Below are 25,527 nucleotides of genomic sequence, written 5' to 3'. Positions count from 1 at the left end.
GCATATGAAACTTAAGCATATGGATGGTTTGGGCCGGAATCGCCTGTAAAGGGAACAAAGGTTTGTTCCTGATAGGATTCACTTCTTTTTCTTTCGAACTATAAACATGAAGAGCACAATGAGAAAAGAAAGAGTCTGGGCAATGGTAATGCGAATGGTGAGAAGCTCATCCGCTCCGGAAGCAGTAACCACATGCAAAAGATTAACCGTGGTATTATTTATAAAATGAGCTGCTATTCCAGCCCACAAGGATCCTGTTAGCTTTAAAAGCATACAGAATTGAATTCCCAGCAAAGTACTGGTGAATACCAGCACCAGGCCAGCTATGAATGCACCCGCTAAGGATTGATTACCGTCTAACACATTTCTCAGTGGCTGAATCACATGCCAGATTCCAAAAAGAAGGGAGGACAACAGGCATGCGGCGGGAAAAGAATGCTTCTCCTCCCACAACCGGACAAATAATCCACGGAAAACTCCTTCTTCCATAATCACATTCATTATGTTTCCTGCTATGCAGATTAGTAGAAAAAGAAGACCGCTTCCCATCCACCGGTTGCCCGATATCGAATAGCTGGTTACGTAAAGCTTAAGGACCGGGGGAGCACCTGCTGCCTGCTGCATCAGTATTTCTGCCCCATATCCTGCTGTAAAAACAACGATCCCCAGCAATGTACCTGATAAAAGACCGGGGATTCCATTTTTCCCGGTAAAACCGATTTCTGACCATGAATAGCGGAAAAACGGCAGTGCTGCTGCAAGCAGAAAAATTCCGGCAAGTTTATGGATAAATGCTTCCCCGATCACCGATTGGTCGGTGCGGATGAAGAAGGATTCCAGTACCCGGAATGTAAAACAAATGATATAAAATATAAAAATAGCTGGGATTGGATTCTGCTTGTGATTCGCCTTGTAATACTGCTTGTGATTCGGCATTGGGATACCTTTCTGTCTGTTTTACTTAATAAAATTCTGCTGCCAGTCCACGGGTTTCCTTCTCATAAAAGGACGGGGATACACGGTTATCCGTTATATAGGCCATTTTAACACAGGGTGGATATTATTTCCAGTACCTTGAAGTTGCTTTTATTTTTTAAGACGGGGCCGGTTTACCGGACTCCCGTCATTTACTTAAATTATGTGCAGGGCCCCTTTTTCATCGGTATCCAAATACAGACTTCCTTCAAACATGCTTCCGTCATCTGTAGCCCGGTATAGTTCTCCCTTCCAGGTGACCCATTGGTTTTTTGCCATTTCGCCATTGTCATTTAAATAATACCATTTACCGTCTGACCCGGTCTTCCATGTATCTTTTACCATTAATCCTGCGCCGTCAAACCAGTACCAGCTTTCCCCATCCTTGTACCAGTCGTTTTTCACATAGTTTCCGGTATCTCCAAGGTAAAACCTCCATCCACCGTCCTCCTCAAACCAGCCGGATTTTAGCTGGGGCCTTTCAGTGAGGGATGTTTTAAAATCGCTCCATGTATGCTGTGTATGATTGTATACATAAGGATTCGGGCAAATCTTACCCGTCACATCATAGTGGCGGATCACGTGATCTACAGGCACATTATACTGCTTCATCAGCTCTCTTGTCAGCTGGGCAGCTGCCTTTACCGTAGCGTCTTCAAAATACCAGTCTCTGCTTGTATCTGACTGGCTGCCCTTGTTTCTCACGCATAGTTCTATTCCCAGGCTGTTGCTGTTACGGCATTCCGGGTGAACATATGTCTTTGCCCCACAATGCCAAGCAATGTCTTCGTCCTCAACAGACTGCCAAATTTCTCCGCTGAATCCAACAAAATAATGGGCGCTGGCCCCAATGTATTGAGAGGCGTAATATTTGCAGTTTGCTTCTGCTCCTCCAAGTGCACCCACATAGTGGATTACTATATATTTTATCCGGCCGGTCTGACCGTTGCTGTAGTTATAGGGAGTCAATAGTTTGTGAACTTCCATATTAAATTCCTTCCCTTCTGCCTACAAAACCCATCTCATCTGCATCAAAGGATTCCCGGAAACGTTCAATTTCCGTGTAATCGGAGTTCTTCAGATTTTCCTGTATTCCCAGCAGCTCCATATTTGACATATCTTTTGTTGCCTCGCTTTTGACCATAACGTTACCTTGTCCTTTTTGATTTATCATATGATGGATGGGGCGGGAATGTACCGGGGGGTGGGATTTTAGTTGTTATTGTAATGTTTGTGATTTTTTGTTTAAAATATCTATGGCATTAATTAGGGCTGTTGGGAGAGGCAGGCCCATGAGGCCTGCATTTTCTACTATGGATATTAGCTCGTTTGCCATAAAGCCGATGATGACTGTGTCGCGTATGTATGGGGTGCCTAGGGATAGGTCTAGGCGGTGGGCCACCAGTACGAACAGGAGTGCCATACACTTCCTGCATAAACCTTTAAAGCCGGCTTTGGACTCCAGTGTTCCAGATTCTGTCTTTGCGCTTTTATGGAATATTCCGGCTACTGCTAGGCCTGAAAGAAAATCAATGGCCATAAAAAGCATTAAAGTTCCTATCCCGTTATCCCACCCCCCAAATAATGATACTATAAAACTACCTGCTACCCCCGCTGATGTACATAATATATTTTTCATTCTCACTATCCTAACTCTTTCTATATTCTTTTCCGACGATCTCCTGAAACTCATATGCATTGATCCAGCGTCCGACGGCGTTCCAAACCATTCCCTCTGACCAAAGACCTACATCGTAATATCTCTTTACCTGTTCAAACTTTTTACTCATGACCTGCCTCCATTTCAATACCGGCCATCATGGACAGATACGCCATTCGTGCACTCAGCACAAGTAACTGTTTTGAAGATTCCTCATATTGTTTTTGTATTAACGTAAGCATTTTATAATCTATAAAGGGATAACATGCATAACCAATAAAATTTTTATGACCAGACTCATCTAATTTATATAGCAATTCTCCGGTTTTTTCGTTTCTGGCATTGGTTCCATCCATATTAAACAGCATTTCGTATTGAGGTTCGTATTTATACCCTTGAATACAGGAATCACAAAGGTCTCCAAACATCTCTATTCTCGTTCTTTCAACCTCAAATAAATGTGAGTAGTTTTCTGGCTCTACATCTAATGCGATTATTTCATATTGTTCATTTACATATATCTTCATATAGTCTCCTTTCATTAAAATAGATAGCGTTTCATCAATTAATCAATTACTTTAATTTCTGCCAAATTGCCTTTAAAGAAATTTAGTATATTTATAAAGGATATTTAACTGCATTTAACTGCGTCAGTGTAGAAATTAATTTAACCAAATTCTCTGAATAGTTCCATTAAAGGATGTACCTGACTTAGTGTAAAAGTATACCCCAATCTTTACAACCATTTGTATTTGTGACAAAGGGATACTCAGTACTTTATCTACTACATACGTGTTGGTTGGATGTGAAACGAGACCAAGCTGACTATTATACAGAGTGGTTCCAGGCTTAACTATTGCTAAATTAAAATTCTCCCCAGAATCATCTGTTTTAGTTAAAGAAAATTGAATATTAAGATAGGATTTCCCAGTTAAATTAATATTATCTACTGACATTGAAGCATAACTCCCCCAAGATCCATTCACTACGCCCGAATAATTAATCTGCCCAGTTTCAAAAGAGAATTTATTTTTGTCGGTTGAAGTAAATCCTGATATATTATTCCCTCTTATATAAAGGTCATTTGCTGTTGGTACATAACCCTCAAAGGTACCTACTATACCCCCTATATTCACACCCTTTTTAATATTCCATGGCTGATATTCTGGAATATTCGCCTGAATCCAATTGACACCATTTAAGTAATGTCCATTCCTGACTCCTAAATTAACGGTACCTGCCCAATTACTCATGTTGGTAGCCCAAGCCCGATCAGTGCCGGATACATCCGCTCCTTGAATGGGTATGGTCCCTGTAACTTTACTTCCATTCGCCCAAGCTGTCTGCCCACTTAATATCTTTGCAGATGTAGCCGTTGCGCTGGTCTGGCTTACCAAACTGTTAGCAACCACCTTACCTCCCCCATTGTGAAAACCGGCAGGCACTGTATAGGATGTACCAGCATTCAAACTCAGGGATACAGCGCCATGGTTTACCATGGAACCATTTCTCTTAATCTTTGGATTAGTGTTATAATATGTTTTTCCTTCCAGTACCTGACTATCTGATGCGTCACCAGTAAGTTCCAATGAACCCTCTACCACTTCATCATCGGAATCAGCTGAAATTACACTATATCCCTTTAATACCTCAGCTTTTGTGGCCGTGCATTCGTCAGACCCTGCTCCTGATCCACTACCCCCGGCAATAATCACTTTACCCATTGACACTCACCCCTCTCAAATACACACTAAAATCTTCTGTTGGCTTTTTTTCTCCGCAATAAAATATTACATAGCCATCTCCTGATTCGCCGTCTGTAATCATACTAATCAGTTTCCTTTTTAATTTCACTTCTGTAGGACCTAATTCCTTTGGAGTACAGGGATGAACGGTTGGGTTATCAGTTGCCTGAACTCCAGTCACCACGACCTTTTGACAATATGGAGCTTCACTGCTCCATCCGGAAGCAGGGAGATTAACCAAAACCGGCAGCTGACGACTTTCCTCCAGCGTCTTGTTGTAAAATGTATTATTCAATAACTGTTCAATTACTACTGCCATCTGATCACCGTCTGCATCCGTATCTCTGGTCCAATGCTCCACCTCCAGTGTATATTCCGGTGGATTTTTTATTTTACAAAATTCCATTCCATATACCTCCTTTTGTTAAAATACTTCATCCATATCATAAATCTGAGGAATATCTTCATCTTTGCCCTTACGCAAAAATGTCCGGTAAGCCACCAAATCTCCATCATCATCAAAGAGTCCCATTTCTGATATTTCCTTACCAGTCAGATCTCCTGCTTCCAAAGTAGCTGTATATCGGCAACTGGTATGGTCTTCACTTACATACACATAAGCTTCCACATCCTTTTTCATCAGCTCATTATAAAGTCCAATTTCATTTCCCGTCGTGTTCTTAGGAGTTCCCGCTTCATTTACCCCTCCGTCACCCCAGGCTATTTTTTTAATCTTCGGCAACTGCCGGTCTCCGGCATGTGCCTCACATAATTTTTTTCTGGCTATTACAGTCATTACACCGTTTGAACTTTCTGCCATATTCTTTCTTCCTTTCATCATTCATTATTTTTATTTCAAGTATTGATTAAAGTATTGACAGGCCACCATTTAAAGCTCTGTTACCATTTAATTTCCATCCCGAGGATAATCGGTTGATAGTTGTAACTCTCACACTTGGCCTCACATACTCACCAACTTTAGCTTTAAAAAACATTGCATTCTTTGTCCCAGCCATCGATGCTGTCCGGCCAGAAAACCTCATTCTTTCTTCTGTGTCCATATTTTCTGGTACCGAATAAATCACATGACACTGTTCTTTCAAAAGAATATTCTCTGAAATTCTTATTTCCCAATTTTGCTTTACCGGATAAAAATCTATCTTTTCATCACTGTCATATCCACTTAATCTTTTACCATCAAGCTTCCAAAAACCATCCAGCTTTAAATAAGGAGTATTGAGGCGAGGATAAAACTTCCCTCTAAAACGAACCGCATTTTCAAGATCAATCTTACAATCAGCCTTGGATTTTATTACAAACGCCACATGCTCCAGCCAGGATCGGGCATTTTTATAAAGTTCTATTTGCCTTTTAACTTCCAATCCATAACCTAACGGGATTTCATGTTCCCCCACCTGTACCAGCACTTTAAAATAGTAAGGTTTTCCCTCATATTGAAACCATTCTCGTATTTCTCCGCCATCCAGCGCTGTATCTAAAAATTCCTCCAGAACTCCCGGTGTACCTGCATGCATATACCAGGCGGTTGTCTGTGTGATCAACTGCTCCTTCAAATTTCTCGGCATGGTCTGATCATAATATTGGGTATTCAGCTCCAATGCGAGGAGATCAAGCACCGGCTCCGGCACCTTACCTAATTCTCCATATATATAACACGCTCTGGAAAACTCCTGCAGCTTTTTCATCGCCTGACCTATTGCAAAGCTGATTGCTTTTGTTTCCGGAGAAATCAGATTAACCGGCATAATATCTTTCATTTCACCTTTATAAAAATCAATCATCCTTTCTTCCTCCGTAATTCAAGGCAATCTTTCCGGGAAACGCCATCGCAGAATCAGGTGTTTCCGTAAATACCGGCGTTTGTACTTCTACCATCTTTACTCCAGCTTCCATTACCAGATAAATCAGTTTTGAAGGATTAATATCTCTGCCTACCTTCTTCTGCCATGCTATGTAATTATCACAGGCTGTCTGTACTGCGTACTTTATGGTTTCTTCCTTATCACTGTCCTCATTGCGGATATAATAAACAAAATCAATATTATATTCTATTGGCCTGGGTTTTTTCACAACAACATGGTCTGTTAAAGGCCGTACGTTGCTATTTTCCAAATATTCTTCCAGCTCTTTAAGGAAACCGTCATCAGGAATCGTCCCATCCGCCATAGTTACGTAAATATCTACTTCACCAGGAGCTTCTGAAGTAATCCGGCATTCCCCTACCGAAGGGCTGAATGTCTTTACCCAGTACTCATAAGCACGCTCCGGTCCAGCCGTTGAATAGCTGATTGGCGCCAGATAAATCCGTTCCGCCAACTCCTCATCACTTTCCCGGTCTGCGCCTCCGCTGGTCTGAGTCAGGTTAGATACCTTAAGAGTGTAGGGAAGCAAGTCAGTGAGCGTTCTAATCTCACCAGGCAAATAACCATTTCCTTTTATTCCGGTAATCTGGCACTTTGCCGGAATATCTGCATAAAGCTGGCCCGGCATTATTTCCCCTATATCCGATGTCTCAAAATACAGCTCCGGGCCTTTTACCCTGGTTCCCTTTGGAATTACAACCTTTCTTTCAACTGCAGCCGACAGAGTAAAACGTATCATGGTGCGGGCAGGAGATGCCTCATTCCTTTTTACCTTCTTAAAGGCCGCCAGATTGTCCAGAAATTCGCCGGTACTGTATTTTAGCAATCCCATTTTTCCCGCTCTGTCCTCATATTGGTATCCCTGGTAAATTGCAACTGCGCAGGAATATAAAATCAGGCGGTACGGATCTGCCAATGACAGTGAAATATTTTTTCCGGTCAATTCCTTATACTTTTTCTCATAATCTTCTATAAGCCGTGCCTGAAGGTCTGAAAAACTGGTATCTTCAATAAAACTGACCTCCGGATAATCGGAAAACCTGTTGTTCATGTTTTTCATCAAGGTTCCTCCTTTCCTTTAAAATATATGTGAGGGACCAACATTCCCTCTTTCTGCTCAAACACGATGTCATGGATCCTTACTCTTGGCTCATACCGCTCCACCTTTTTTGCAGCTTCCAGAAAAAACAGGCTTTCTGCTGCTTCCGGCATTTCATCCAGACATTCCCAAGAAATACCAAACTCTCTGTCGGCAGGTTGAGCGCCGGCCCTTGTTCCAAACAGAGTGGTCAGGTTACGTTTTAGTTCCTCTGCCTGCTCTCCACATACGTCCGAGATGGACACTTCATATCTTTCCATTGCCGCCACCTCACACATATTCCTGTAACGTCAGGGTAACATTGGCACGATATAATTCTCCGCCTCTTAATATAACTTCCCAGGCCTGAGAACATTTCGTTATTACCCATTTGTTTTTCCCTACTAACTGCCTTCCAATAACCAGTTCATTGGCTTCTCCTGACTCCGTCATTCGCTCCATGATTCCTAAAAGCGCCCTGGGTTTTACTCCCAGAGAGGCATCCAGAGTTATGTCAAAGGTTACTGTCTGTAAATCTGCCCCTCCTAATTCGCACAGCGGTTTCTGGCCGATCCGATTCATCGTATTCCATGAAGCTGAAATCTCTCTTCTAAAATTCTGAAATGTGAAAACCCGACTGTCATTTACCCGGAATCGCAGTCCACCTAAAAGTCCAATCATTCTTCCAGCCTCCTTTCCAGTGTCTCCAGCCTGCTTTTCATTTCTAAAATCTCTGATAACGTAACTGTCCCTGCTTCACCTCTTAAACTAATCTGCGGGGAATGGATTAAAAAATTCCCATTCTGAAGCATTTCGTAGGAGCCGTCTTCCAGATCCTTTCTGTATTCCGCCTGTTTTGGCGGTTGATCGATTTCGTGCCAGAATCCCCCCAATACCACTCCTGAACTGGTATCATTAGATAAATGAAGCACAATCACCTGATCGTTCACTTTAGGAAGCTTGAATTCCCGGTGAAAATGAAACAATGGCAATTCAGAGGTTGTGCTGTCCTTATCCGGATAATATACTCTTACCGAACCGGTTTCAGGATTTATCGATGATATCCGTCCAACCCGAATCACATCCTTCATACTTTTCCTCCTCTCATGGTATTAAAAGAATCAATTCCGGATAAATCCAATACCCATTATTGGAGTCCCTCTTTCCGCGTCTTTTTGCTTCCGCCTCAATGACTTTCTGATTTGCCTCGTAAATCTCCCGGCATCTGGCTCCATCCCCATAAAAACGTTTTGCAAGACTCCATAAACTGTCACCTTTTTGTACCGTATAATTATTTACTTCTTTGCTGCTGCCGTCTGTCTTCTCTGCATTTCCCCTCTGATCATTGTCTTTAGAAATAAAGCTTAAGCTGACCTGCATATCATAAGTTCGATCTGACAGACTGTGAGAAATCCTCTCTACAAAATATTTTCCATCCAGATTTCCAAAACCTGACAGTAGAACATTGGCAGTTGCATACAAAGACATTTTGGGCGGAATCGTCAGCTTCATAGTTTTCTCTTTTCTATTCGCATTCCTTAAAATACTATCTCCGATTCGTCTGGCATCCACCTCATTGTCTGCCTTTTGGCTTGTTTTATAGAGCCGTTCTTCTGTTCCTACCATGACTTCAACGGTTTGACTGTTGCTGGGATTCGTATAACTTACCTTTACTCCGGTGTAGGTTCCCTGCATAGTGCTGTTATAAGACCATTTTGAAACCATTTCAGGTACGATTGTCATAACCGTAGGCTTATCAAAATATTGTTTTAAGTCCCATATTACCAGTCGGTTGAAAAAGATTTTCATCCCTAATCCATACCTTTCGCAAATACTTTTTAAAAAGTCACTGTCCGGCTGATTGTCCTGCTCGGTTTTTGCTACCTGGATATCCTCTGATTCGTAAACCAGCTCCAAACCATATTTTCCTGCAATTTCAGAGGCAATCAGCCTTACAGTAGCAGCTTCCCAAGTTTTTGTATTTTCTGTTTCTTTAAAACCGGTATCCACCGGTGCTGAGACCCCATTGATGGAACAGGAAAACGGAGGGCAGGAAAAGGAGAAATCATCTACCAGGAAAGCACCACACATCACAGTCATTTTTTCTCCCTCATAGTTCCAGTTTTCAAGAATGATGGAAGGGGAAATCTTGTCCCCTTTTTCAGGCAGCCAGGTACGGCTCCATTTTAAATCACGGTCACTTAATGAAATGGATATATTATCCGATTCGTCAACGGAATCTTCATATGAAAAACTCTCTATGTACGCAGATAAATCTTTCCATACCTCCACTCCATTGTATACAACATTTAAATATTTCTTTCTTGGATTGCTCGTAGACTTTCCCTCCTTTCATACCATATATCACTGCTTTCATTTTCTCCATTCCGGCAAACCGATGATCTCCCTGTTTGGCAAGCTCGGGGTGTTTACCAGAATCCCTGCCGGAAATACAAAATAATCCAGCAAACCAAAATTGTTTCTCATTAAATGATCAAGGTATTTCTCAGCTCCATACGCTTTTTTTGCAATCATGTCCCAGGTATCGCCTTGAACTGTTTTATAATTCCCCATATTACCTCATAAATGCTACTCTAAACTGTTCATGATTATATCGCTCCAAATAAGCCTTAAATTGTTCATAAGTCGTACGTACTACTTCAGGTATTTGTCCAGAAGGTGTTGGGTTACCATTCATGTAAATGGTTGGACTAAACACTGGCGCAAAAGAAGTATTATCTTCGTTAATAACTGGTGATCCTGAAGAAATCATTGAATTATATAAATTGCTATAATTGTTTGCCTGATAAATATTTTTTAAATATTCAAAATTCTTCCAAAGGATGCTTTCTGGGGTCTGCTTAGGTATGCCATCTACAGTATTTGTTTCTGTGAACTTTTTTGCTGTTTCATAATTCACTGGAATTGGTATTCCATCACTATCTTCTCCATATTTTCTTAAATCAACATTTAAGTCTTTAGCAACTAATTCTACTTGTGGTAATTTTTCTCGAATAGCACTAATAAATTCATCCAAGTATATAGCGCCGGATTCCCTGGTAGACATTACTACAGTGGATAGTGCGGTATCTTCACCAACTTTATCTCCGATAAGTTTCCACATTTCGATATCAGAACCACTCACTGCTCTCCATGCCTTTGTATTGTCCATTGACTGCTCTGCAGCTAAAATATCTTTGTCATAAACATTTCCTCCAGAATTTTTGTAAAGTTCAATTATCTTCCCCATTGTCTGTTCTGGCTCTAACAAATTTTTAAGAAGCGTGTATACGGCCCCTTTAGTAGAATCCAACGGGTCCGTGGTCTCTGTTGCTTCGATTAATACTTTATTAAATGCCTCCTGCCATGCTTCAGGGGTATAAATATTACCTTTATCAACCATTGCTCCAATTTCTTCAGATATACGATTTTGAACCTCTGCTAACACAGGCTCTATTTCCGGTCCATATTTCTCTGTAATAACACCTTTCATTGCGGAATAACCATTCATTGTCACCTGAAGCTTTTGCCGATAATAAGACTGCTTAGTATTCTTCATCAGCTCATTGTACTGTTCTTCATCTATTCCATTTTTTAAACCATTTTCTCCGGCTTTCCTTTGAACGAATAATGAAGTAATTATTGAATAGTAAGCATCGTCAATATTCTCCATTGCTTTGCTATTATAATCTAAAATTGCCTGCTGATAGTTCTGGTAGGAATCATCGGATAGATCCGGATCAGTTATCTGCCACTGGAGCATTTCAAAATTGGCTTGATTCTCAGACTGTGTAATTAATTCCACTAATTTCAGGGCTTCATCCTGCTTTACTTGTAACCCTTCCTCTTCCTCTTTTGATAGCCCATCATTCGCTTTCTTATCCAAAAGCTCATTTATTTCATTTCTCTTCTGATACAGGTCCTTTTTCATAGATTGATAAAAGGTTCCGCTGCTATCTTTTAATTGTTCTCCCTCTTTGCTGCTTCCAAATACTAAATCTATTGCAAGACTAAGTTCATACCCTTTACTGTCTACATAATCCTGGGCACCTTGTAAATAATTCTTAATAGCAATCTCATAAGTCTCAGTATCTTCCTCATCGAATTCAACTCCTACAGACAATTTCCATTTTGTCTTGGCAATTTCATGAAAATCGCGCTTCATAGATTGATATATTTCTTTTGATTTAGCACCTGCACCTTTGAATTGATCAATTGTTTGAAATAGTCCTGCCCCCAGTGTATTTTTTGCCGCTTCATTAAGTTCCTTGACCGACAGCGTTAAATCGCCAAAATGTTCTTTTAAATTACTTTTAATAACTTGGTCATTTGCCTCTTTTATAGCAGCTCCAATTCCAGCAATTCCACCTATCACAATCCCAGCTAAAGCTACAGGCCATGCATTAATAGCGCCTGACATTCCGCCTGCTAAGCCAATACCAGCATTAGCTACTTTAAAGATTGCCAAAGCAGTTACAATTCCGGTTATACCGCCTTTTACCTCCTCCGAATGGTTCTTGAACCATTTACCTGTATCCAGAACTGATCCAAAAGACTCTCTTAGCCCATTAGCAAACTGTTTTATAATCCTGAGGGCGGTGGGAATGCCTTCTTCAAGGCTTTCTGCAAAACCTGAGATCCATTTTGTAGCTTCCTGTACAATTTCCCTAAGTTCTTCTGAAATGCCACTGTATACTTGAAGTTTAATATTGTCATAAGCCCCTTTAAAAAGAGAGAGATCCCCTGCCAAATTATCCATTCGGATAGCTGATAACCTTTCAGCGGCTCCGGTACTATGGTCTATGGCTTCTTTCAGTCTTAAAAACTCCTCATCTGATCCATTCATGATGGCAAGCAAACCTGCCATACCATCTTTTCCTGCAATCCCTTCTGCATACTCTTCCTTTTGCGCCTCGGATAGTCCCGAAAAGCCGGACCGTAATTTCTCCAATAATTCACCGAGAGGCTTTATTTCACCTGCGCTGTCCTTTAATGATACAGAAAACTTTTGCATATATTGCTCCATGGATTTTGTTGGCTCCGACAGATTGGTTAAAATCGTTTTTATAGATTCGCCGGCCGCCTCCCCCTGAATACCGGCATTGGCCATAAGCCCGGCGGCTATCGCTACATCTTCCATACTGTAGCCAAACGCGGCGGCGGCAGGAGCAGCTCCATGGAACGTTTTTCCCATCATATCCAAACTAGTGTTAGAGCTTATAGAGGCCTGTGCCAGAACATCAACCAAGCGTGCAGACTCTCCTGCCTGAATACCAAAGGAATCCATAGTACTTGTTACAATTACGGAAACACTTTCTAAATCTTCTCCAAAGGCCGCAGCCAGGTTCATAACTCCAGGCAGGCCTTTTAACATGTCCTCTGTTTTCCATCCCATTCCTGTTACCGTAAAGGTTTTTTATCCCTTACTTCTTGCAGTTTCCTGCAAGTTCAGCATATATCTTCACCCTCGTTGTACGTTAGGTTTGATAGCGGTATACTATCTCAGAATGCCCTATAGGCAATCGTGCCGGAGACTCTTGGGAGTATTTTTGCTCTCCTTAGCGCTCAACTCCTATGCGTTACAAAAACTGCCTGATTCGCAGCTCTCTCGGTATTGGCATGACTGTCATTGTTTTCACCTTTAACAGTTTTAGCTTTCACCGATTTTCCCCGGTATGCGCTGTATATTTCTATACAGCCGGCCCGATGTCAAGCCTTTGCCATGCGCTCCAACTCCTGGCCTGCCGCTTCGGCGGAAAAACCCGTGGTTTCTCCCACTTTTCTGGCCAGTGAATAGAGGCGCTCCATTCCATAGGAAGAAGACATTGTTATTGTCTGGATTGAATTCATCTTAGATTCTAATTCCATACCGGCTGAGACTGAGTCTTCTATAAAATCAGTAGTTTTATCAACTGCCAATTTTCCGCCTTTTGCTGCTGTTTTAAAAAACTTATCCGAAGCCTGACTAAGGACTTTAATCCCTTTATCCATGCCATTACTATTTGACATATTTTATCACCTCGTCTTTCTTTCCCTGTTTTCTTCCCTGGCTGTTTCCGCTACATCCCTGATCAGCCTGGCTGCTTGTCCTAAGGGAAGGGAAAAGTAGAATTCCGGGCCGGCTTTGGTATACCGGCCCGCAAATATAAATGCCTTGTTCACCTTCCGGATATCCTCTGCGCAGCCTATCCCTCGAGGAAGAAAAAACGGTATACCCGGTTTTTAAGTTTCACGGAATCTCCTGCCTTCATGGCATAGAACAGTTCCAGAGGAAATCCGGTTACCTTAGAGGCAATCAGCTGGGCAAACAAAAGGGTTGCCTCCTGCATAATAATCCCGCTTCCCCCCATATTGGCATAAAGATCATAAATAGCATTTAGATCCCGACCAGTCAGGGTTTCCATACCGGACATATCAAGACTTTCCACCTGGATTCCCTGATACTCTACCGGAGTTTTCAATTTAATCTTCAGCCATTCCTGTTTAATATCTGTTTCTACTGATTCCATCACTTTTTTCTCTTTTTCCATTTTACCTTCTCCTTAACACATGTCCCTTACTTGACTGAGGACATCATTTCCATTGACCACATAAACGCCGTTTAACTTATCAATTTCAAGCACTGTCTTTCCATCCAGTACAATCTTATAGTAGCTGAGTCCGAGGGTCACACTGGAGCCCATCTTAGCTCCGGATTTCATGGATCCCGGTGCAAACTTTTTGACAACTCCACGTACAGTAATAGAAACCGGCTTGTAGCCCACACTTCCATTCCCCCCATCCATTCCCTGCAGGGCTCCATTTAAGGTAATATCTGCGGTCTGGGTCGGGTCCATGAGAGAAAAAATATCATTGCAAAGTGACATGAACGGAATTTCCATTTCCATATCATCTACCAGCCCGATTACCGGCACTGCCATGGTTCCGCCTACACCGGCGCCTTCCAGGCTGTCTGTTAAATTAGTAATTTCCGGGAGTTTCACTTCTTCGGCAGTACCGATTAATTCCTTCCCACCTCTGTATACAGTATATCTGTTGATTAAATGAAGTTTTAACATATTATTCCTCCTTCGCTGCCATTGCGTATTCAAATGCTGTTACATCAAATTCTTCTATTGCCTGAATATATTCTGCCGGTGTATAAGGTGCAAAATGTATTCTCACCTTCATATGCCCAGCCAGAATATCTGCTATTGTATTCTCATCCTTACGGTATTCAGCGTAAAGTCCTGCACACATACCTGATGCCATCAGGCTGTTTCCCCAAATATTAAAGCTGTTGATGATGTCATCCACCATCCTTTTATTCATACCCTCATCAAGCTTTGCGCGATATACGGTAATAAAATAGTTAGCCACAAAATCAAACATTCTACGGCAGCCTATCCAACGGTCCTTAGGATCCGTGTTGTTCGGATAACAGCCGGTATTATTTCCAAATGATTTCCAACCATTGTCGTGAAAGGCGGTCACAATACCGCTGCCGTTCAATTCTCCTGCCTGGACCTGATCAAGAAGTATTTCTGTACTGTCAGCGAGTACGGCACCATCCACATTTAACAGCTTATTGGATGGATACACATACGGAACATCACCGTTAATGACTGTATAGTAGCTCATCATTGCCCCATAAATGGCTGAATAGCTGTATTGTTTTCCGTCCTTAATAACCTTTGGCCACAGTACAATGGAATGTTCCTCGTCATACCCCATTTCTTTTTTCACCATAAGGCAATCCGTATATTTTTTAGCCCTTTTCGTATCTAAATCAAGCAGACACATGGTTCTGAAAATCCCGCTGATTCCTTCACATTTTGCCTGAAGAGCCGCTCCAATGCTGGGCTTTACCGTCCAGCCCGGAGCTAAAAGAGCCCCTGGAACGAGTCCATATTTCGGATAGATCTGGCGCAATACTTCCATACCGGTTTCTTCTCCAGTTTCGACATTGTAGAAACCGATTAAGTCTTCCTCTTTTACCATATCTGGTGCAATAACTTTGAAAGATGCTTTTACTTCACTGGCCTCATAGGCACTTCCTGTACTCAATAACGTGATAACCAGGTATCCGGTATCATTAAAATCCATAATAAAATCCTTGTTTTCAGAAAGTGTCTTCTCCTCTCCTCCCGGTAAAGCAGAGATTTTAACTGTGTCTTTTAAAATACCTGAGTTCTTAAGAGTTAACTGATGACTGGATACCTGATAACTGGCCTCCTGTACATCCTTACTGTGTTTTTTCGCATCCAGAACATTGATAAAGATAACCGGTGATACCTGAAATACTTTAAAGCTGGCGTACATACTTTCACAAAGTGTAAAATTGTTCCAGTCTTCACTATATCCCAAAAGCTTTGCCGCCTCTTCAAAGCTTGCTGCTTTCACAGGCTTATTAGTCATCCCATAAGGATTTTCAGCCAGGTTTACAGGCGCAGTTCCTAATACAACCTGTACCCCATATCGGGTAGAAAGCGGATTGGGAAACGATGTTTTATTTTCAATTACTTCAATACCATGTTTGTATGTCATATTATTCTTTCCTCCTGATTTTTTCTGCTTTCCGGTACAACATTCTCATGCTACTCTCTGGATTCCGGATCGCTTTTTTTGTTTCAGCCAGCAAATCGACTGGCACCAATAATTCCTCCAGAAATGGTTGCTCCTTCATTAACTCCTTCAGTTTCTGAGGATACCCATTCCGAAATACACTTCCTTCCCGGACAATATGTTCCAGAGAAGGACCCACATATATTACAGAACTTTTATTTTTCATGAAACATCTCCTATTTCAATATCCGGAAGATTCCAGAACATTTCAAGCTCTCCCCTGCAATACGGAAACTCATCCTCCTTATGAAAGATTGCCGCCATCGCGCGCTCACACCAGAAAGGTCCCAATAGCGAATCATTCTGAAAACGCCCTATGACCTTTTCCAGAACAGCCGACAGCGTATAAAAGCCTTTTCTGTCAGAATTAGAGTTGCAGATACTGAATTCAACAAAAATGTGTGCCTGGTTTGCATTCTCTGCTTCTTTTTTTCTGTATTCCACCTTGTCCAGCCTGACCACGAAGTAAGGAAAGTACTTTTCCCCTGGCTGTTCCATTCCTTCATCAGCATCGGCTGCTCCTCTTCCAGATAGAGCTTTTGCATCTGCTGACTGGAGATATCCTTTAAGTTCTGTAAACTCCCCTTGTGAATCAGTTATGTACATATCCTTTGTCAGGTTTTTAATTTCTTTCATCAAATGATCCTGCAGTTCATTGATTGTCATTCCATCCTCCTAACATATTCTTTATTTCTTCTCTCATTAGTGGGACTCCTCACCTTTCCCAAGCCCTTCATTCTCATCAACCTTTCCTTTCCCATCTGCCCAATGTAGTCATTCAGTCTACATTATCAACAAAAAAAATTTCATCCTTCTTCTTCCGTGATGTAATTTTAAGCAGCCTGCACAGCTCCTTGATCTCCCCTGCCTTAAACTGGTTTTCATTGTTTATTTTTCGTCGAAAACCATAGCTTGACAGGCTCAGTTCTGCTGCGATCCACCCTTTTTTCAGTCCGGAGTTTTTAATTTCATCATTTAGCCGAACCGTATCTGTCATACCTCTCCCCCCTTTTTCTTGTAGTCATTTCGTCTACATTTGTTATGATACTCCTATGTATCACATTTGTCAACAGCATTTCGATATTTTGTTGAATATTCTTCTACACCGTGATATAATGCTCCTATGGAGGTGATCCTATGGAAATAGGACAGATCATTAAAAGAAGGCGGGAAGAGCTGGGAATCTCCCAGGAAGAACTGGCTTTGAAGGCAGGCTATAAATCACGTTCTTCTATAAACAAGATCGAGGTAGACGGAAGAGGACTTCCCCAATCAAAGATCATAGCCATCGCCAGCGCATTGAAAACAACCCCGGCTTATCTTATGGGCTGGGAGAGCGATAACGCTTCCGCTTTCAGCTACGTAAGCGGCTGTTTCGGAGAATATGCAGGAGAGATGCTTGAGAACTTTCAACGTTTAAATGAAAAAGGTCAAAAAGAAGCCTTAAAACGGGTAAAGGAGATGGTCCATATCCCCGAATACAGCAAAGACAGCAGCATTGTAAAACTTTCTGATGGAAATAACAGAGCTTACCTAGAGCCGGTTGCTGCCCATGAAAGAACTGACATCAAGGTAACCGAGGAAATGAAACAGCATGATGATGCCTTTTTTGATGAATAAGATAACTCATTGAGGTGATTTATTTGAACTATGAATCTTTATTAGAAGAAGCGGATTCCCAGGGAATTATCATCAAGGAACGGCCGCTGTTAGCCAATGACGGCAGGATCAGAGGGACTCAGATTCTGATCCGCCAGGATATGCCGGACTGCCAGAAGGCCTGTGTCCTGGCGGAGGAGCTGGGGCATTATCATACCACCACCGGGGACATCCTGGACCAGTCTGAAGCATCCAACCAGAAACAGGAACGCACCGCCAGGCTATGGGCCTACCATAAGATGATAACTCTGGAAAGGCTGGTGGCTGCAAAGGAGGCCGGCTGCAGAAACAGGTACGAGGTTGCGGAACACCTGAATGTGACGGAAGAGTTTTTGCAGGAAGCAATTCACTGCTATCAGGCCAAATACGGAAAAGGATTGCAGAAAGACGATTATCTCATACTATTCGAACCCTTTAACATCTATAAACTAGTATGAGTTTTTTCTGTCTTGCCGCCTCTCTGCCACATATACTATCCAGAGGTGATATTTATGCAGTCCTGCGAACTTGTAATGTTTGTATCTTCCCTGGCCTGCTGCATCGCAGAAGGCCGGTCTTCCGATGAAATTGCTCTGTTAAGCACCATATTTTCCCAGCTAGGTGACACGCTGAGTACCATTACAGCCCATCGGGACCTTTGCTGTGATAGCGGGGATGATAAAGATACCAACTGATGGTAATGACTGTTGTAATAAGGGGATTTCATGAAATCCGATCCATAAAGAATGGAGCATTGCTAAACAGATGACAATCATCTTAAAAAGCAGCGCTCCATTCTTACATTTCAAACGGAAAAGCAGGTTACCAGGAATCTGCTTTTCTTAACATTTTATTAGTCATACCGGAAAACCTGATACCAAATAAAAGCTTAATACTTTTGTGTCAGCAGCAATTCCACCGCCATTCTGTCATTGAGTCTTCCAGTCTTCACAGCTTCCTCCGCTTCCACACATAGATTTACATAAGACAGGATCTGTTCCCTGGAAAAGGTTCTTGCCTGGGGCATAATCTTCCCCGCCGCAAAGGGGGGGATTTTAAGCTTTGAGGAAATACCGCCCTTATCCATTCCTTTTCCCATCAGCTCCTTTACCTGTAATAGCTGGTTGAACTGCCTGGCAATAAGAAACAGGATCCTCATGGGTGGTTCCTTTAAGGTGAGCAGGTCTTCATAAAGGTCCATGGCCTTCTTTGTCTGCCGGTTCACGATTGCCGCTACCATGTCAAAAATCTTATTGGTGGTCCGAACCGTACAGATCGTCTCCACATCCTCATCCGTAATGATTTCCCGACCCAAAGTGTAGCTTATGAGCTTTTCCAGCTCCATGCGGATATTCTCCATATCATCTCCGGTCATGTTGAGAAACAGTTCCATGGTATGGCCTGTAATCTTCTTTCCCTCTCTGGAAAGCAAAGTTCCCGCCCATCTGGAAAGCTGGGCCATGTCCTGGCGCTCCATTTCAGCCGCATACCCCAGTTCCTTTACCTTCTTAAACATTTTGCTCCTTTTATCCACCTCTGATTCCACAAAGATCAGGCAGGTCGTGTCAGGGATCTGGGACAGATAAGAGGCCATTTCCTCCGAAGCTGACTTAAAAAAACCGCTGTTTTCCACAAGGATCAGTCGCTTTTCCGCAAAAAAAGGCATAGTATCCCCAAGACTGATAATTTCACGCACATCGATCCCCTTTCCTTCAAACTGGTTGAAGTTCATGGTATCACCTGCAGTGACAGCCGCTTTCATTTGATTTTTATAGCTGTTCTTTAAAAATGCTTCCTCTCCATAAAGAAGATAGACCGGCTTGAAGCTGTGATTTTTCATATCCTGGGTCAGCGTCTGCATGGTGTTCTTCCTCTCATTTCTAGCTTATATATCCAGCTTTCTGAAAAATGTAAGGCTGATAGATAATCTCCTTCAACCTTACTTCTACTTAATTATACCGGGAGAATCCATCTCCGTCAATGAAACTTGTAAACCGGACCATTTCCCCATCCGTCCACATCTTAACGGCCCCGCTCACTCCGGTTTTTAAAACTTCTGTCTTCTGATTCTCCAGACGTTCCAATACCTCTTCGTGAGGATGGCCATAGGAGTTTCCCTCACCGTAGGATATAACGGCCCATCGGGGCTTTATTGCATTCAGAAATGCCTGACTGGAAGAATATCTGGAGCCGTGATGTGCAGTTTTCAACACATTGACCTCCCCTAACAGTCTGGTTTCCATGGGCCGTTGAAGAAGCCTTTCCTCTCCCGCCTCACCCATATCACCGGTAAACAACATATGACAGTTTCCGTAATCCATCTTAAGCACCTCTGATTCCTCATTGGTGTTCTCCGGCACATCCCATATGTTAGGGTAAAGGCAGGCAATCCCAAGCCTTCCAACCTGGATTCTCTCACCCCCGGCCAAGTACCGCACCTTTGTCCCCCGCTTTTTGGCAAGATCAGCCATCCTGATCAGGGACTTATCCTCTCTCCCATGATAAGGAAGCATGAGGTTTTCTATCCTTATGTCGTCACAGGAGTCCAGAAGATATTCTACCCCGCTTAAATGATCCAGATCCCCGTGGCTGATAAATGCGTAATGGATCACGGAAACTCCCAGGCTCTTTAAGCACGGTTCAAGAGTATATTCACCCAAAGACTTTTTTGAAGAACTTCCCCCATCCACCAGTACCGCATACCTCTCCGTCCGCAGCAAAATGCCATCCCCCTGTCCAACATCAAGGAACAGGGCTTCCAGCCCATGGACCGGATCCGGCCGGAAGAAAAGTATGCATAGGCAATACATTGCGAATAGAATAAGCAATTTACCAAGATAAGAACTCCCCCGTAATCCCTGTTTCTGTTTCTGTCTCTGCTTCTTTTCCTTTTCTTTTTTCTTTTCCCTTTTCGTTCCATTCCCCTCTTCTTTTGCTGTTTCCGCACCCTCTTCCCCATCAGCCTCTCCCTGGTTCTTTCCTGTCAATGTCAAAGACACCAGTCCAACCATCAGCAGCAGGCCATATGCCGTCATCCGCGCCGCCCCCGGCCTTCCAGTCGTCAGGCTATCACCGGGAAGTGCGGCCACCTTCCGGCAAAGGAACTCGTACAAAGCCAGAATATAGTGTCCCGTTCCAGCTGCAAATACTCCCATGACTGGGCTTAAACTACCAAGGATAATCGTACCGAACCCGGAACAGAGCACGCCCCCCATCAGGGGAATCACAAGAAGATTCAGAAAAATACTATAAAGTGGGATTTGGTAAAAATGATAGAGCAGAACCGGCATGGTGACCACCTGTATGGCAAAGGAGGCGGAAACAGCAGCGGCGAGAGGCTTTTCTTTCCCGATCCAGTCTGCAATCACAGGACTCACCCATCCTATGGCAAAAACAGCCCCAAAGGATAGCTGGAACCCGCCCTGGGTAATCAGAAGGGGCGATTGAAAGGCCAAAAAAAGTAGTGCCAGAGAGGCAGAGGACAATAAATCATACGTTCTTCCAAGATAGGAGGCCAAAAATCCCGTACTCATCATCATAGCTGCTCTCATGACCGAAGGACCTCCCCCGGTTAAAAGTCCGTAGAGGAAGATCAGAACCATACCGGCCAGACCGGACCCCCCGTAACCAAGCCCGGCTTTTCTAAGGATCCGGTATAGGAATATCCCTACAAAGGACATGTGAAGGCCGCTGATGGCCAGAAGGTGAGCGATCCCGTTTTTCTGATACAGAGTTTTTATTTCCTTGGAAACCCCCCGTTTATCTCCTAGCACCGCCGCCGTAAAAATTCCGGCATCCTCCTCTTCCCCGTACCGGTAAAGGATCTCTTTTCCCCATTCCCTGATGAGGTGGAGTCTCTGGGCAACAGGAGCCTGATGGGGATCAATCATCACAAGTTCCTCTCCTAAAAGTCTGCAATCCAGTCCCTGAGCCTGATAATAGGCTTTGGAATCAAATTCCCCCGGATTTCTGGCCTGGGAAAAAGGCTGAATTTCTCCTCTGATCCTTACTGTCTGTCCCAGACGCAAAGTTACTTTTTTCATCGGTAGAGAAGTCTTCATTGTCACAAGAAGGCCGGGAAGTTGAATCGGAGAGGCCTCCGTCCTTCCTCCGTTCCCGTATTCCCACACCTGATTTCCCTTTAAGGTGATCCTCAGAGCTCCATGTTCCTCTTCCAGAGCAGCCACCTTTCCCTGAACCTCCACATAGTTTCCTAACATGCGTTCTGTCTTTTCTTCCCGTTCCCTCCATCTTCCTTTGTCATATCCTGCCCAGGCTGCACCCAGGTACAAAAAAAGAAGAGGCAAAAGAACCCAAAGCCGGTTTCTGCCTCTCCAATAACCATAAAGAACAATCCCGGCAGCTAGGAAAGCCGGAATCAAAAGCCAGGATGTCATAACCAGCAAAGCGGCAGCCTCTCCAAGTACAAATCCCCCTGCGATCAGACATAATGGTCGTTTTATTGTTCTGTTCCTCCTATTTCATTGGATGCTTCTTCATTCTCCGCATTGTAATCCAGGTTGCGTTCAAAAAGCTGGTTTAAGGAAATAGAATCCCTAAACATGACTTCCTGGGAACCATTTACCGTGATCTGCACCTTATTGATGGAGGAGGCCGCAGCCAGGGAATTTACAATGGAATAAATGGGAATGTATTCCTTTACCTCCAGGGTGTTGTTAAGAAATGCGGAATCAAAATTAATATAACAAATATTTTCATTGACCGACACATTAAGAAGCTTTGTATCCTTGGGAAGGGTGGGATTCATCCCCGGCCTGCCAGGTCCTGCGATCAGCTGCTCTATAACCAGCTTTTCCAGAGATGTGTTTACGTTATGCACCACTTCCCTGGTTTCCTTGACCAGCTTCTCCCCGGTATCATCGGCAAAATACAAAGGAAGCTCCGTCTTCTCATAAGAGTTGACGTTGCTGATGTTGTCAATAAAGTCTGAGTTGGCCATAGGGCCTACCGGACTTCCTGAGCTGTCCATGAGGGGCTGTTCCGCTGTATATACCGCAACATAATCCACTCCTTTCACCTGGGTCAGCGTTCTTACCAGGGAAGCCCTGCATAAGATCTCCCTGGTTCCGTTCATCATGGCGTAATTGTTATCAAAATAAAGATAAAGAACCGTATCCTCCAGCTTATACCGGTCAAAGCCCACCTTATCCGGAACCGCAGCCTGCCGGTCCAGGTCCTTAGGAACGGTCCGAAGCTGTTCCATAAGATTCCGGATCCTCCAGTCTGTCAGCTCTTCCAAGTCCCCCTCCGGCTTCCTGGGCATTTGATACTCCTGTGGTTCCATCTTCGTCATGGCAGAATTTAAATAATAAATCTGATAAACCTCATCAATGGTTTCTGTTCCCTCTCCTTCTTTTTTACCACAGCCGGCCAGGCATAGGGCACACGCTAAGAGCAGAACAGCCTTCAGCCGCTTCATCAGGCGTTTCATCTAATCGCCTCCTGTTTCTAAGAAATATAAGTGAGAGGAATTCGTACGGTAAATGTGGCTCCCTCCCCCTCCTTGCTTTGAAGCTTCAATGCACCCTGGTGCATCAGCACTATCTTTTTAGTAATAGAAAGACCAAGGCCTGTGCCTCCTGTTTCTCTGGATCTGGCTTTATCCACCCGGTAGAACCGTTCAAATACATGCTCCTGAAACTCTTCCGAAATCCCGATTCCAGAATCAGCTACCTTTACGTAAAAAAACTTATGGTCAGCATCAAGAGTTACCCGGACCCAGCCGCCTTCCACATTGTACTTGATGGCATTCTCCACCAGATTGCTTAATGCCAGGGACAGCTTCATCTCATCCACATCGGCAGTGACCTCCCTGATGCTTTCAAACGTCAGCTCCACATTGCGCTTTCCGGCAATTGGGCGCAGCCTCTTTAAGATCAGCTCCATGAGTCCGTTAATATTTACCTGGGCAATATTTAAATTTCCTCCGGAAATCTTGTCCATGCGGACCAGAGACAGCAGGTCATCAATGATCTTGCTTTCCCGCTCGATTTCATCGGATATGTCACTTAAAAACTCCCGGTAAAGCTCTTCCGGAACATCCTCCATTCCCATAAGGGAATCGGCCAGAACCCGGATGGACGTTATAGGGGTTTTCAGTTCATGGGACACATTGGACACAAACTCCTCCCTGGACTGATCCACCGCCTTTAGCTTCTTTAAGGTCATGTTAATAGTTTCCGTAATCTGCATGGTTTCTTTATAAGCATAGGAACTGACTTCCTCATCCATCTCTCCTTCTGCCGCCCGGTTTAACATCCGCTGCAGTTCCCGGAAGGGCTTTATCAAAAGCTTCACAAGGAGAACCACAAATATGGCCAGAACAGAGAAAATCATTAGCTGAAGAAATGCTCCCTTTTCCGATACAATGGAAATCCGGTTCAGCAGGTCCTCCGTAGATGCCGTCACAATCATGACGCCTGCAATCTCCTTTTCCTGGCTGTTGGAATAAATAGGGATGGTCAGAGCCGAATAATGCTTTTCAGAATTATACTTGCTGCTGTTTTCTCCGTCAAAGCACCGGATGACCTCCTCAGATACGTTAAGCTTGCCCACAGAAAGGGAGAAGGTATCGCTGATAATCCTGAAATTCCGGTTCACTACCACGATCCGTCCATTGAACATGTCTGCCTTGACAGACATTTCATTGTCCAAAAGCGGGTCCCTTGGCTCCATGGTCAAATATCCGATCCTCGTCATCTTGTTGCTTAGGATCCAGCACTGGTTTTGAATTTCCTGCATCCTGTTATCAATGAGATTCTGCCGGTAAGCCCCCAGCATAACTGAATTCTGGATCATTACGGGGATGCATCCCACCAACAGAAAGACAATGATCAGGGTTACCCGCAGGCTCATGGCATGTTTCTGATTAAAAATCTTTATCTGGAACATGACCGCCCACCTCCAACTTTATCCCCGTCATACATCCAGCCTTTTGGTGCATGCGATTGCCAGCGCTCCCGGCCCGATGTGGCAGGATACGCTTAAAGAAAGGTTGTCTACGTAGATTTCTCCTGTCTTTGGAAAAATCTCCTCCAGCTCCTTTTTAAATTCCATGGCAGCCGCTTCATTGTTGGTATGGGCGATGGCAATGCCGGTACGGATTCCTTCCGGATCACCGAAGCGCTCCTCCATATCCTTTTTCGCAGCCGTGATCATCATGGCTTTGGCCTGCTTCATGGTTCTTGCCTTGGCAAAAGCATCCAGCTTCTCCCCCTGAATGGTGAGAACCGGCTTGATTCTTAGAAAGGTCCCTAAAAGTGCTGCTGCCGGCGTGATCCTTCCGCCCCTTTTTAAATATTCCAGGGTATCCAGGGTAATGTAAATAGTAGAATCCATCTTCGTCTCTTCCAGCTTCTCCTTAATGGCAGCAGCAGTCATTCCCGTATCCGCCATTTTCCTGGCCTCCAGAACCGACTGTCTTTGAGTCACTGAAATCCTCTGGTTGTTGACCACATATACCTTTCCCTCATAATCATCTGCCAGCATAAGGGCCGTCTGGCAGGCACTGCTTAAACCACTGGACATGGGAATATGCACAATTTCCTCATATTCCTCCAAAAGCCTGTTCCATAGGTCCAGAAGATCGGCAGGAGACGGCTGAGAAGTGGAAATATCCACACCTTCCTCCAGCTTTTCGTAAAAGTCCTTCTGTGTCAGACTGATATCCTCATAAAATGTTTCCCCAGCCATCATAAAGGGCATGGGCACTACAAAAATCCCGGCTTCCTCTCCCTGCCTCTGAGTGATTCCGCTGTTGCTGTCTGTTACTATCGCTACTTTCATTTCCGTTCTCCTTTATTGCTAGGGCTGTCTGACTTCGAAAGCAATGAGCCAACCCAGGAATGTTTCCGCTCCTGCATCCGGCCATGCTGCAAGGGTCAAATCGCTCAAAGCCTGCTTTGGGACAAATTCCCTTCGGCA

The 25,527-nt window shown here is 43.6% G+C and carries 33 protein-coding genes; 3 read left to right on the top strand and 30 right to left on the bottom strand.

Going from position 1 to position 25,527, the window contains the following annotated elements:
• Positions 1 to 78 precede the first annotated feature (78 nt).
• The 25 genes from CLOSA_RS04475 to CLOSA_RS04365 all read right to left on the bottom strand — a co-directional run bounded on the left by CLOSA_RS04475 (position 79) and on the right by CLOSA_RS04365 (position 16,942).
• Positions 79 to 936, bottom strand: coding sequence for a CPBP family intramembrane glutamic endopeptidase (locus tag CLOSA_RS04475; RefSeq protein ID WP_013271579.1), 858 nt, complete (start codon positions 934 to 936; stop codon positions 79 to 81).
• Between the two features lie 195 nt (positions 937 to 1,131).
• Positions 1,132 to 1,962: a peptidoglycan recognition protein family protein gene (locus tag CLOSA_RS22050; protein WP_013271578.1), complete on the bottom strand. Its 831-nt coding sequence runs from the start codon at positions 1,960 to 1,962 to the stop codon at positions 1,132 to 1,134.
• Position 1,963: 1 nt separating this feature from the next.
• A complete protein-coding gene (locus tag CLOSA_RS22570; protein ID WP_013271577.1) occupies positions 1,964 to 2,119 on the bottom strand; it encodes a hypothetical protein in 156 nt (51 codons plus the stop codon).
• 75 nt (positions 2,120 to 2,194) lie between these two features.
• Positions 2,195 to 2,614 (bottom strand): phage holin family protein, encoded by a 420-nt coding sequence (locus CLOSA_RS04465; protein WP_013271576.1) that lies wholly within the window; start codon positions 2,612 to 2,614, stop codon positions 2,195 to 2,197.
• 10 nt (positions 2,615 to 2,624) lie between these two features.
• Positions 2,625 to 2,765 carry an XkdX family protein gene (locus CLOSA_RS04460; protein WP_013271575.1) on the bottom strand — a complete coding sequence of 47 codons (141 nt, stop codon included), beginning with the start codon at positions 2,763 to 2,765 and terminating at the stop codon, positions 2,625 to 2,627.
• Complete coding sequence (locus CLOSA_RS04455; RefSeq protein ID WP_013271574.1) at positions 2,758 to 3,162, bottom strand: hypothetical protein; 405 nt, start codon at positions 3,160 to 3,162, stop codon at positions 2,758 to 2,760. Before CLOSA_RS04455 ends, CLOSA_RS04460 begins: the two co-directional genes overlap by 8 nt.
• A gap of 135 nt (positions 3,163 to 3,297) precedes the next feature.
• The gene (locus CLOSA_RS04450) at positions 3,298 to 4,359 is read right to left on the bottom strand and encodes a hypothetical protein (RefSeq protein WP_041708466.1); all 1,062 of its coding nucleotides are present in this window, start codon (positions 4,357 to 4,359) and stop codon (positions 3,298 to 3,300) included.
• Positions 4,352 to 4,786, bottom strand: coding sequence for a hypothetical protein (locus CLOSA_RS04445; protein WP_013271572.1), 435 nt, complete (start codon positions 4,784 to 4,786; stop codon positions 4,352 to 4,354). Before CLOSA_RS04445 ends, CLOSA_RS04450 begins: the two co-directional genes overlap by 8 nt.
• 18 nt (positions 4,787 to 4,804) lie before the next feature.
• Positions 4,805 to 5,200 carry a phage tail protein gene (locus CLOSA_RS04440; protein WP_013271571.1) on the bottom strand — a complete coding sequence of 132 codons (396 nt, stop codon included), beginning with the start codon at positions 5,198 to 5,200 and terminating at the stop codon, positions 4,805 to 4,807.
• A 46-nt stretch (positions 5,201 to 5,246) separates the two neighbouring features.
• Complete coding sequence (locus tag CLOSA_RS04435) at positions 5,247 to 6,182, bottom strand: phage tail protein (protein WP_013271570.1); 936 nt, start codon at positions 6,180 to 6,182, stop codon at positions 5,247 to 5,249.
• On the bottom strand, positions 6,175 to 7,323 hold the full coding sequence (locus CLOSA_RS04430; RefSeq protein ID WP_013271569.1) for a baseplate assembly protein: 1,149 nt from the start codon (positions 7,321 to 7,323) through the stop codon (positions 6,175 to 6,177). Before CLOSA_RS04430 ends, CLOSA_RS04435 begins: the two co-directional genes overlap by 8 nt.
• On the bottom strand, positions 7,323 to 7,622 hold the full coding sequence (locus CLOSA_RS04425; RefSeq protein WP_013271568.1) for a GPW/gp25 family protein: 300 nt from the start codon (positions 7,620 to 7,622) through the stop codon (positions 7,323 to 7,325). The genes CLOSA_RS04430 and CLOSA_RS04425 overlap by 1 nt, the downstream gene beginning before the upstream one ends.
• A gap of 10 nt (positions 7,623 to 7,632) precedes the next feature.
• The gene (locus CLOSA_RS04420) at positions 7,633 to 8,022 is read right to left on the bottom strand and encodes a phage tail protein (protein WP_013271567.1); all 390 of its coding nucleotides are present in this window, start codon (positions 8,020 to 8,022) and stop codon (positions 7,633 to 7,635) included.
• Positions 8,019 to 8,432: a phage baseplate assembly protein V gene (locus tag CLOSA_RS04415; RefSeq protein WP_013271566.1), complete on the bottom strand. Its 414-nt coding sequence runs from the start codon at positions 8,430 to 8,432 to the stop codon at positions 8,019 to 8,021. The genes CLOSA_RS04420 and CLOSA_RS04415 overlap by 4 nt, the downstream gene beginning before the upstream one ends.
• A gap of 13 nt (positions 8,433 to 8,445) precedes the next feature.
• Complete coding sequence (locus CLOSA_RS21660) at positions 8,446 to 9,633, bottom strand: LysM peptidoglycan-binding domain-containing protein (RefSeq protein WP_049791639.1); 1,188 nt, start codon at positions 9,631 to 9,633, stop codon at positions 8,446 to 8,448.
• An 81-nt stretch (positions 9,634 to 9,714) separates the two neighbouring features.
• Positions 9,715 to 9,915 carry a tail protein X gene (locus tag CLOSA_RS04405; RefSeq protein WP_013271565.1) on the bottom strand — a complete coding sequence of 67 codons (201 nt, stop codon included), beginning with the start codon at positions 9,913 to 9,915 and terminating at the stop codon, positions 9,715 to 9,717.
• Between the two features lies 1 nt (position 9,916).
• Positions 9,917 to 12,736 (bottom strand): phage tail tape measure protein, encoded by a 2,820-nt coding sequence (locus CLOSA_RS21655; protein WP_081443001.1) that lies wholly within the window; start codon positions 12,734 to 12,736, stop codon positions 9,917 to 9,919.
• A gap of 314 nt (positions 12,737 to 13,050) precedes the next feature.
• Entirely contained in the window at positions 13,051 to 13,350 is a 300-nt protein-coding gene (locus CLOSA_RS04395; RefSeq protein WP_041708463.1) for a phage tail tape measure protein, read from the bottom strand.
• Between the two features lie 6 nt (positions 13,351 to 13,356).
• Complete coding sequence (locus CLOSA_RS22565; RefSeq protein WP_157668989.1) at positions 13,357 to 13,503, bottom strand: hypothetical protein; 147 nt, start codon at positions 13,501 to 13,503, stop codon at positions 13,357 to 13,359.
• Positions 13,504 to 13,526: 23 nt separating this feature from the next.
• Positions 13,527 to 13,871, bottom strand: coding sequence for a phage tail assembly protein (locus CLOSA_RS04390; RefSeq protein ID WP_013271564.1), 345 nt, complete (start codon positions 13,869 to 13,871; stop codon positions 13,527 to 13,529).
• A gap of 12 nt (positions 13,872 to 13,883) precedes the next feature.
• Entirely contained in the window at positions 13,884 to 14,399 is a 516-nt protein-coding gene (locus CLOSA_RS04385) for a phage major tail tube protein (protein WP_013271563.1), read from the bottom strand.
• A 1-nt stretch (position 14,400) separates the two neighbouring features.
• Positions 14,401 to 15,867 carry a phage tail sheath family protein gene (locus CLOSA_RS04380; RefSeq protein ID WP_013271562.1) on the bottom strand — a complete coding sequence of 489 codons (1,467 nt, stop codon included), beginning with the start codon at positions 15,865 to 15,867 and terminating at the stop codon, positions 14,401 to 14,403.
• A 1-nt stretch (position 15,868) separates the two neighbouring features.
• On the bottom strand, positions 15,869 to 16,111 hold the full coding sequence (locus CLOSA_RS04375) for a hypothetical protein (RefSeq protein WP_013271561.1): 243 nt from the start codon (positions 16,109 to 16,111) through the stop codon (positions 15,869 to 15,871).
• On the bottom strand, positions 16,108 to 16,611 hold the full coding sequence (locus CLOSA_RS04370) for a hypothetical protein (protein WP_013271560.1): 504 nt from the start codon (positions 16,609 to 16,611) through the stop codon (positions 16,108 to 16,110). Before CLOSA_RS04370 ends, CLOSA_RS04375 begins: the two co-directional genes overlap by 4 nt.
• Positions 16,612 to 16,723: 112 nt before the next feature.
• On the bottom strand, positions 16,724 to 16,942 hold the full coding sequence (locus CLOSA_RS04365) for a hypothetical protein (RefSeq protein WP_013271559.1): 219 nt from the start codon (positions 16,940 to 16,942) through the stop codon (positions 16,724 to 16,726).
• A gap of 140 nt (positions 16,943 to 17,082) precedes the next feature.
• Between CLOSA_RS04365 and CLOSA_RS21650 the strand changes: the two genes are divergently transcribed.
• The 3 genes from CLOSA_RS21650 to CLOSA_RS04350 are packed head-to-tail and all read left to right on the top strand — an operon-like array spanning position 17,083 to position 18,278.
• Positions 17,083 to 17,565 carry a helix-turn-helix domain-containing protein gene (locus CLOSA_RS21650; protein WP_013271558.1) on the top strand — a complete coding sequence of 161 codons (483 nt, stop codon included), beginning with the start codon at positions 17,083 to 17,085 and terminating at the stop codon, positions 17,563 to 17,565.
• Between the two features lie 14 nt (positions 17,566 to 17,579).
• Complete coding sequence (locus CLOSA_RS04355) at positions 17,580 to 18,041, top strand: ImmA/IrrE family metallo-endopeptidase (protein ID WP_334290387.1); 462 nt, start codon at positions 17,580 to 17,582, stop codon at positions 18,039 to 18,041.
• A gap of 54 nt (positions 18,042 to 18,095) precedes the next feature.
• Positions 18,096 to 18,278 carry a DUF6774 domain-containing protein gene (locus CLOSA_RS04350; RefSeq protein WP_013271556.1) on the top strand — a complete coding sequence of 61 codons (183 nt, stop codon included), beginning with the start codon at positions 18,096 to 18,098 and terminating at the stop codon, positions 18,276 to 18,278.
• 194 nt (positions 18,279 to 18,472) lie between these two features.
• Here the strand turns inward: CLOSA_RS04350 and holA are convergent, their stop codons facing one another.
• From holA to CLOSA_RS04325, 5 genes are all read right to left on the bottom strand, one after another.
• Positions 18,473 to 19,444, bottom strand: a complete 972-nt coding sequence (gene holA, locus CLOSA_RS04345) for a DNA polymerase III subunit delta (protein ID WP_013271555.1) — start codon at positions 19,442 to 19,444, stop codon at positions 18,473 to 18,475.
• 88 nt (positions 19,445 to 19,532) lie between these two features.
• The gene (locus tag CLOSA_RS04340; protein ID WP_157669060.1) at positions 19,533 to 21,980 is read right to left on the bottom strand and encodes a ComEC/Rec2 family competence protein; all 2,448 of its coding nucleotides are present in this window, start codon (positions 21,978 to 21,980) and stop codon (positions 19,533 to 19,535) included.
• Between the two features lie 62 nt (positions 21,981 to 22,042).
• Positions 22,043 to 23,035 carry a GerMN domain-containing protein gene (locus CLOSA_RS04335; protein WP_013271553.1) on the bottom strand — a complete coding sequence of 331 codons (993 nt, stop codon included), beginning with the start codon at positions 23,033 to 23,035 and terminating at the stop codon, positions 22,043 to 22,045.
• A 17-nt stretch (positions 23,036 to 23,052) separates the two neighbouring features.
• The gene (locus CLOSA_RS04330; protein WP_013271552.1) at positions 23,053 to 24,495 is read right to left on the bottom strand and encodes a sensor histidine kinase; all 1,443 of its coding nucleotides are present in this window, start codon (positions 24,493 to 24,495) and stop codon (positions 23,053 to 23,055) included.
• 27 nt (positions 24,496 to 24,522) lie between these two features.
• Entirely contained in the window at positions 24,523 to 25,389 is an 867-nt protein-coding gene (locus CLOSA_RS04325) for a DegV family protein (RefSeq protein ID WP_013271551.1), read from the bottom strand.
• Positions 25,390 to 25,527 lie beyond the last annotated feature (138 nt).

This window comes from [Clostridium] saccharolyticum WM1 (genome assembly GCF_000144625.1).
Lineage (GTDB): Bacteria > Bacillota > Clostridia > Lachnospirales > Lachnospiraceae > Lacrimispora > Lacrimispora saccharolytica.
The sequence above is the reverse complement of the archived record's forward strand: the minus strand, read 5'-3'. Positions and strand labels throughout refer to the sequence as shown.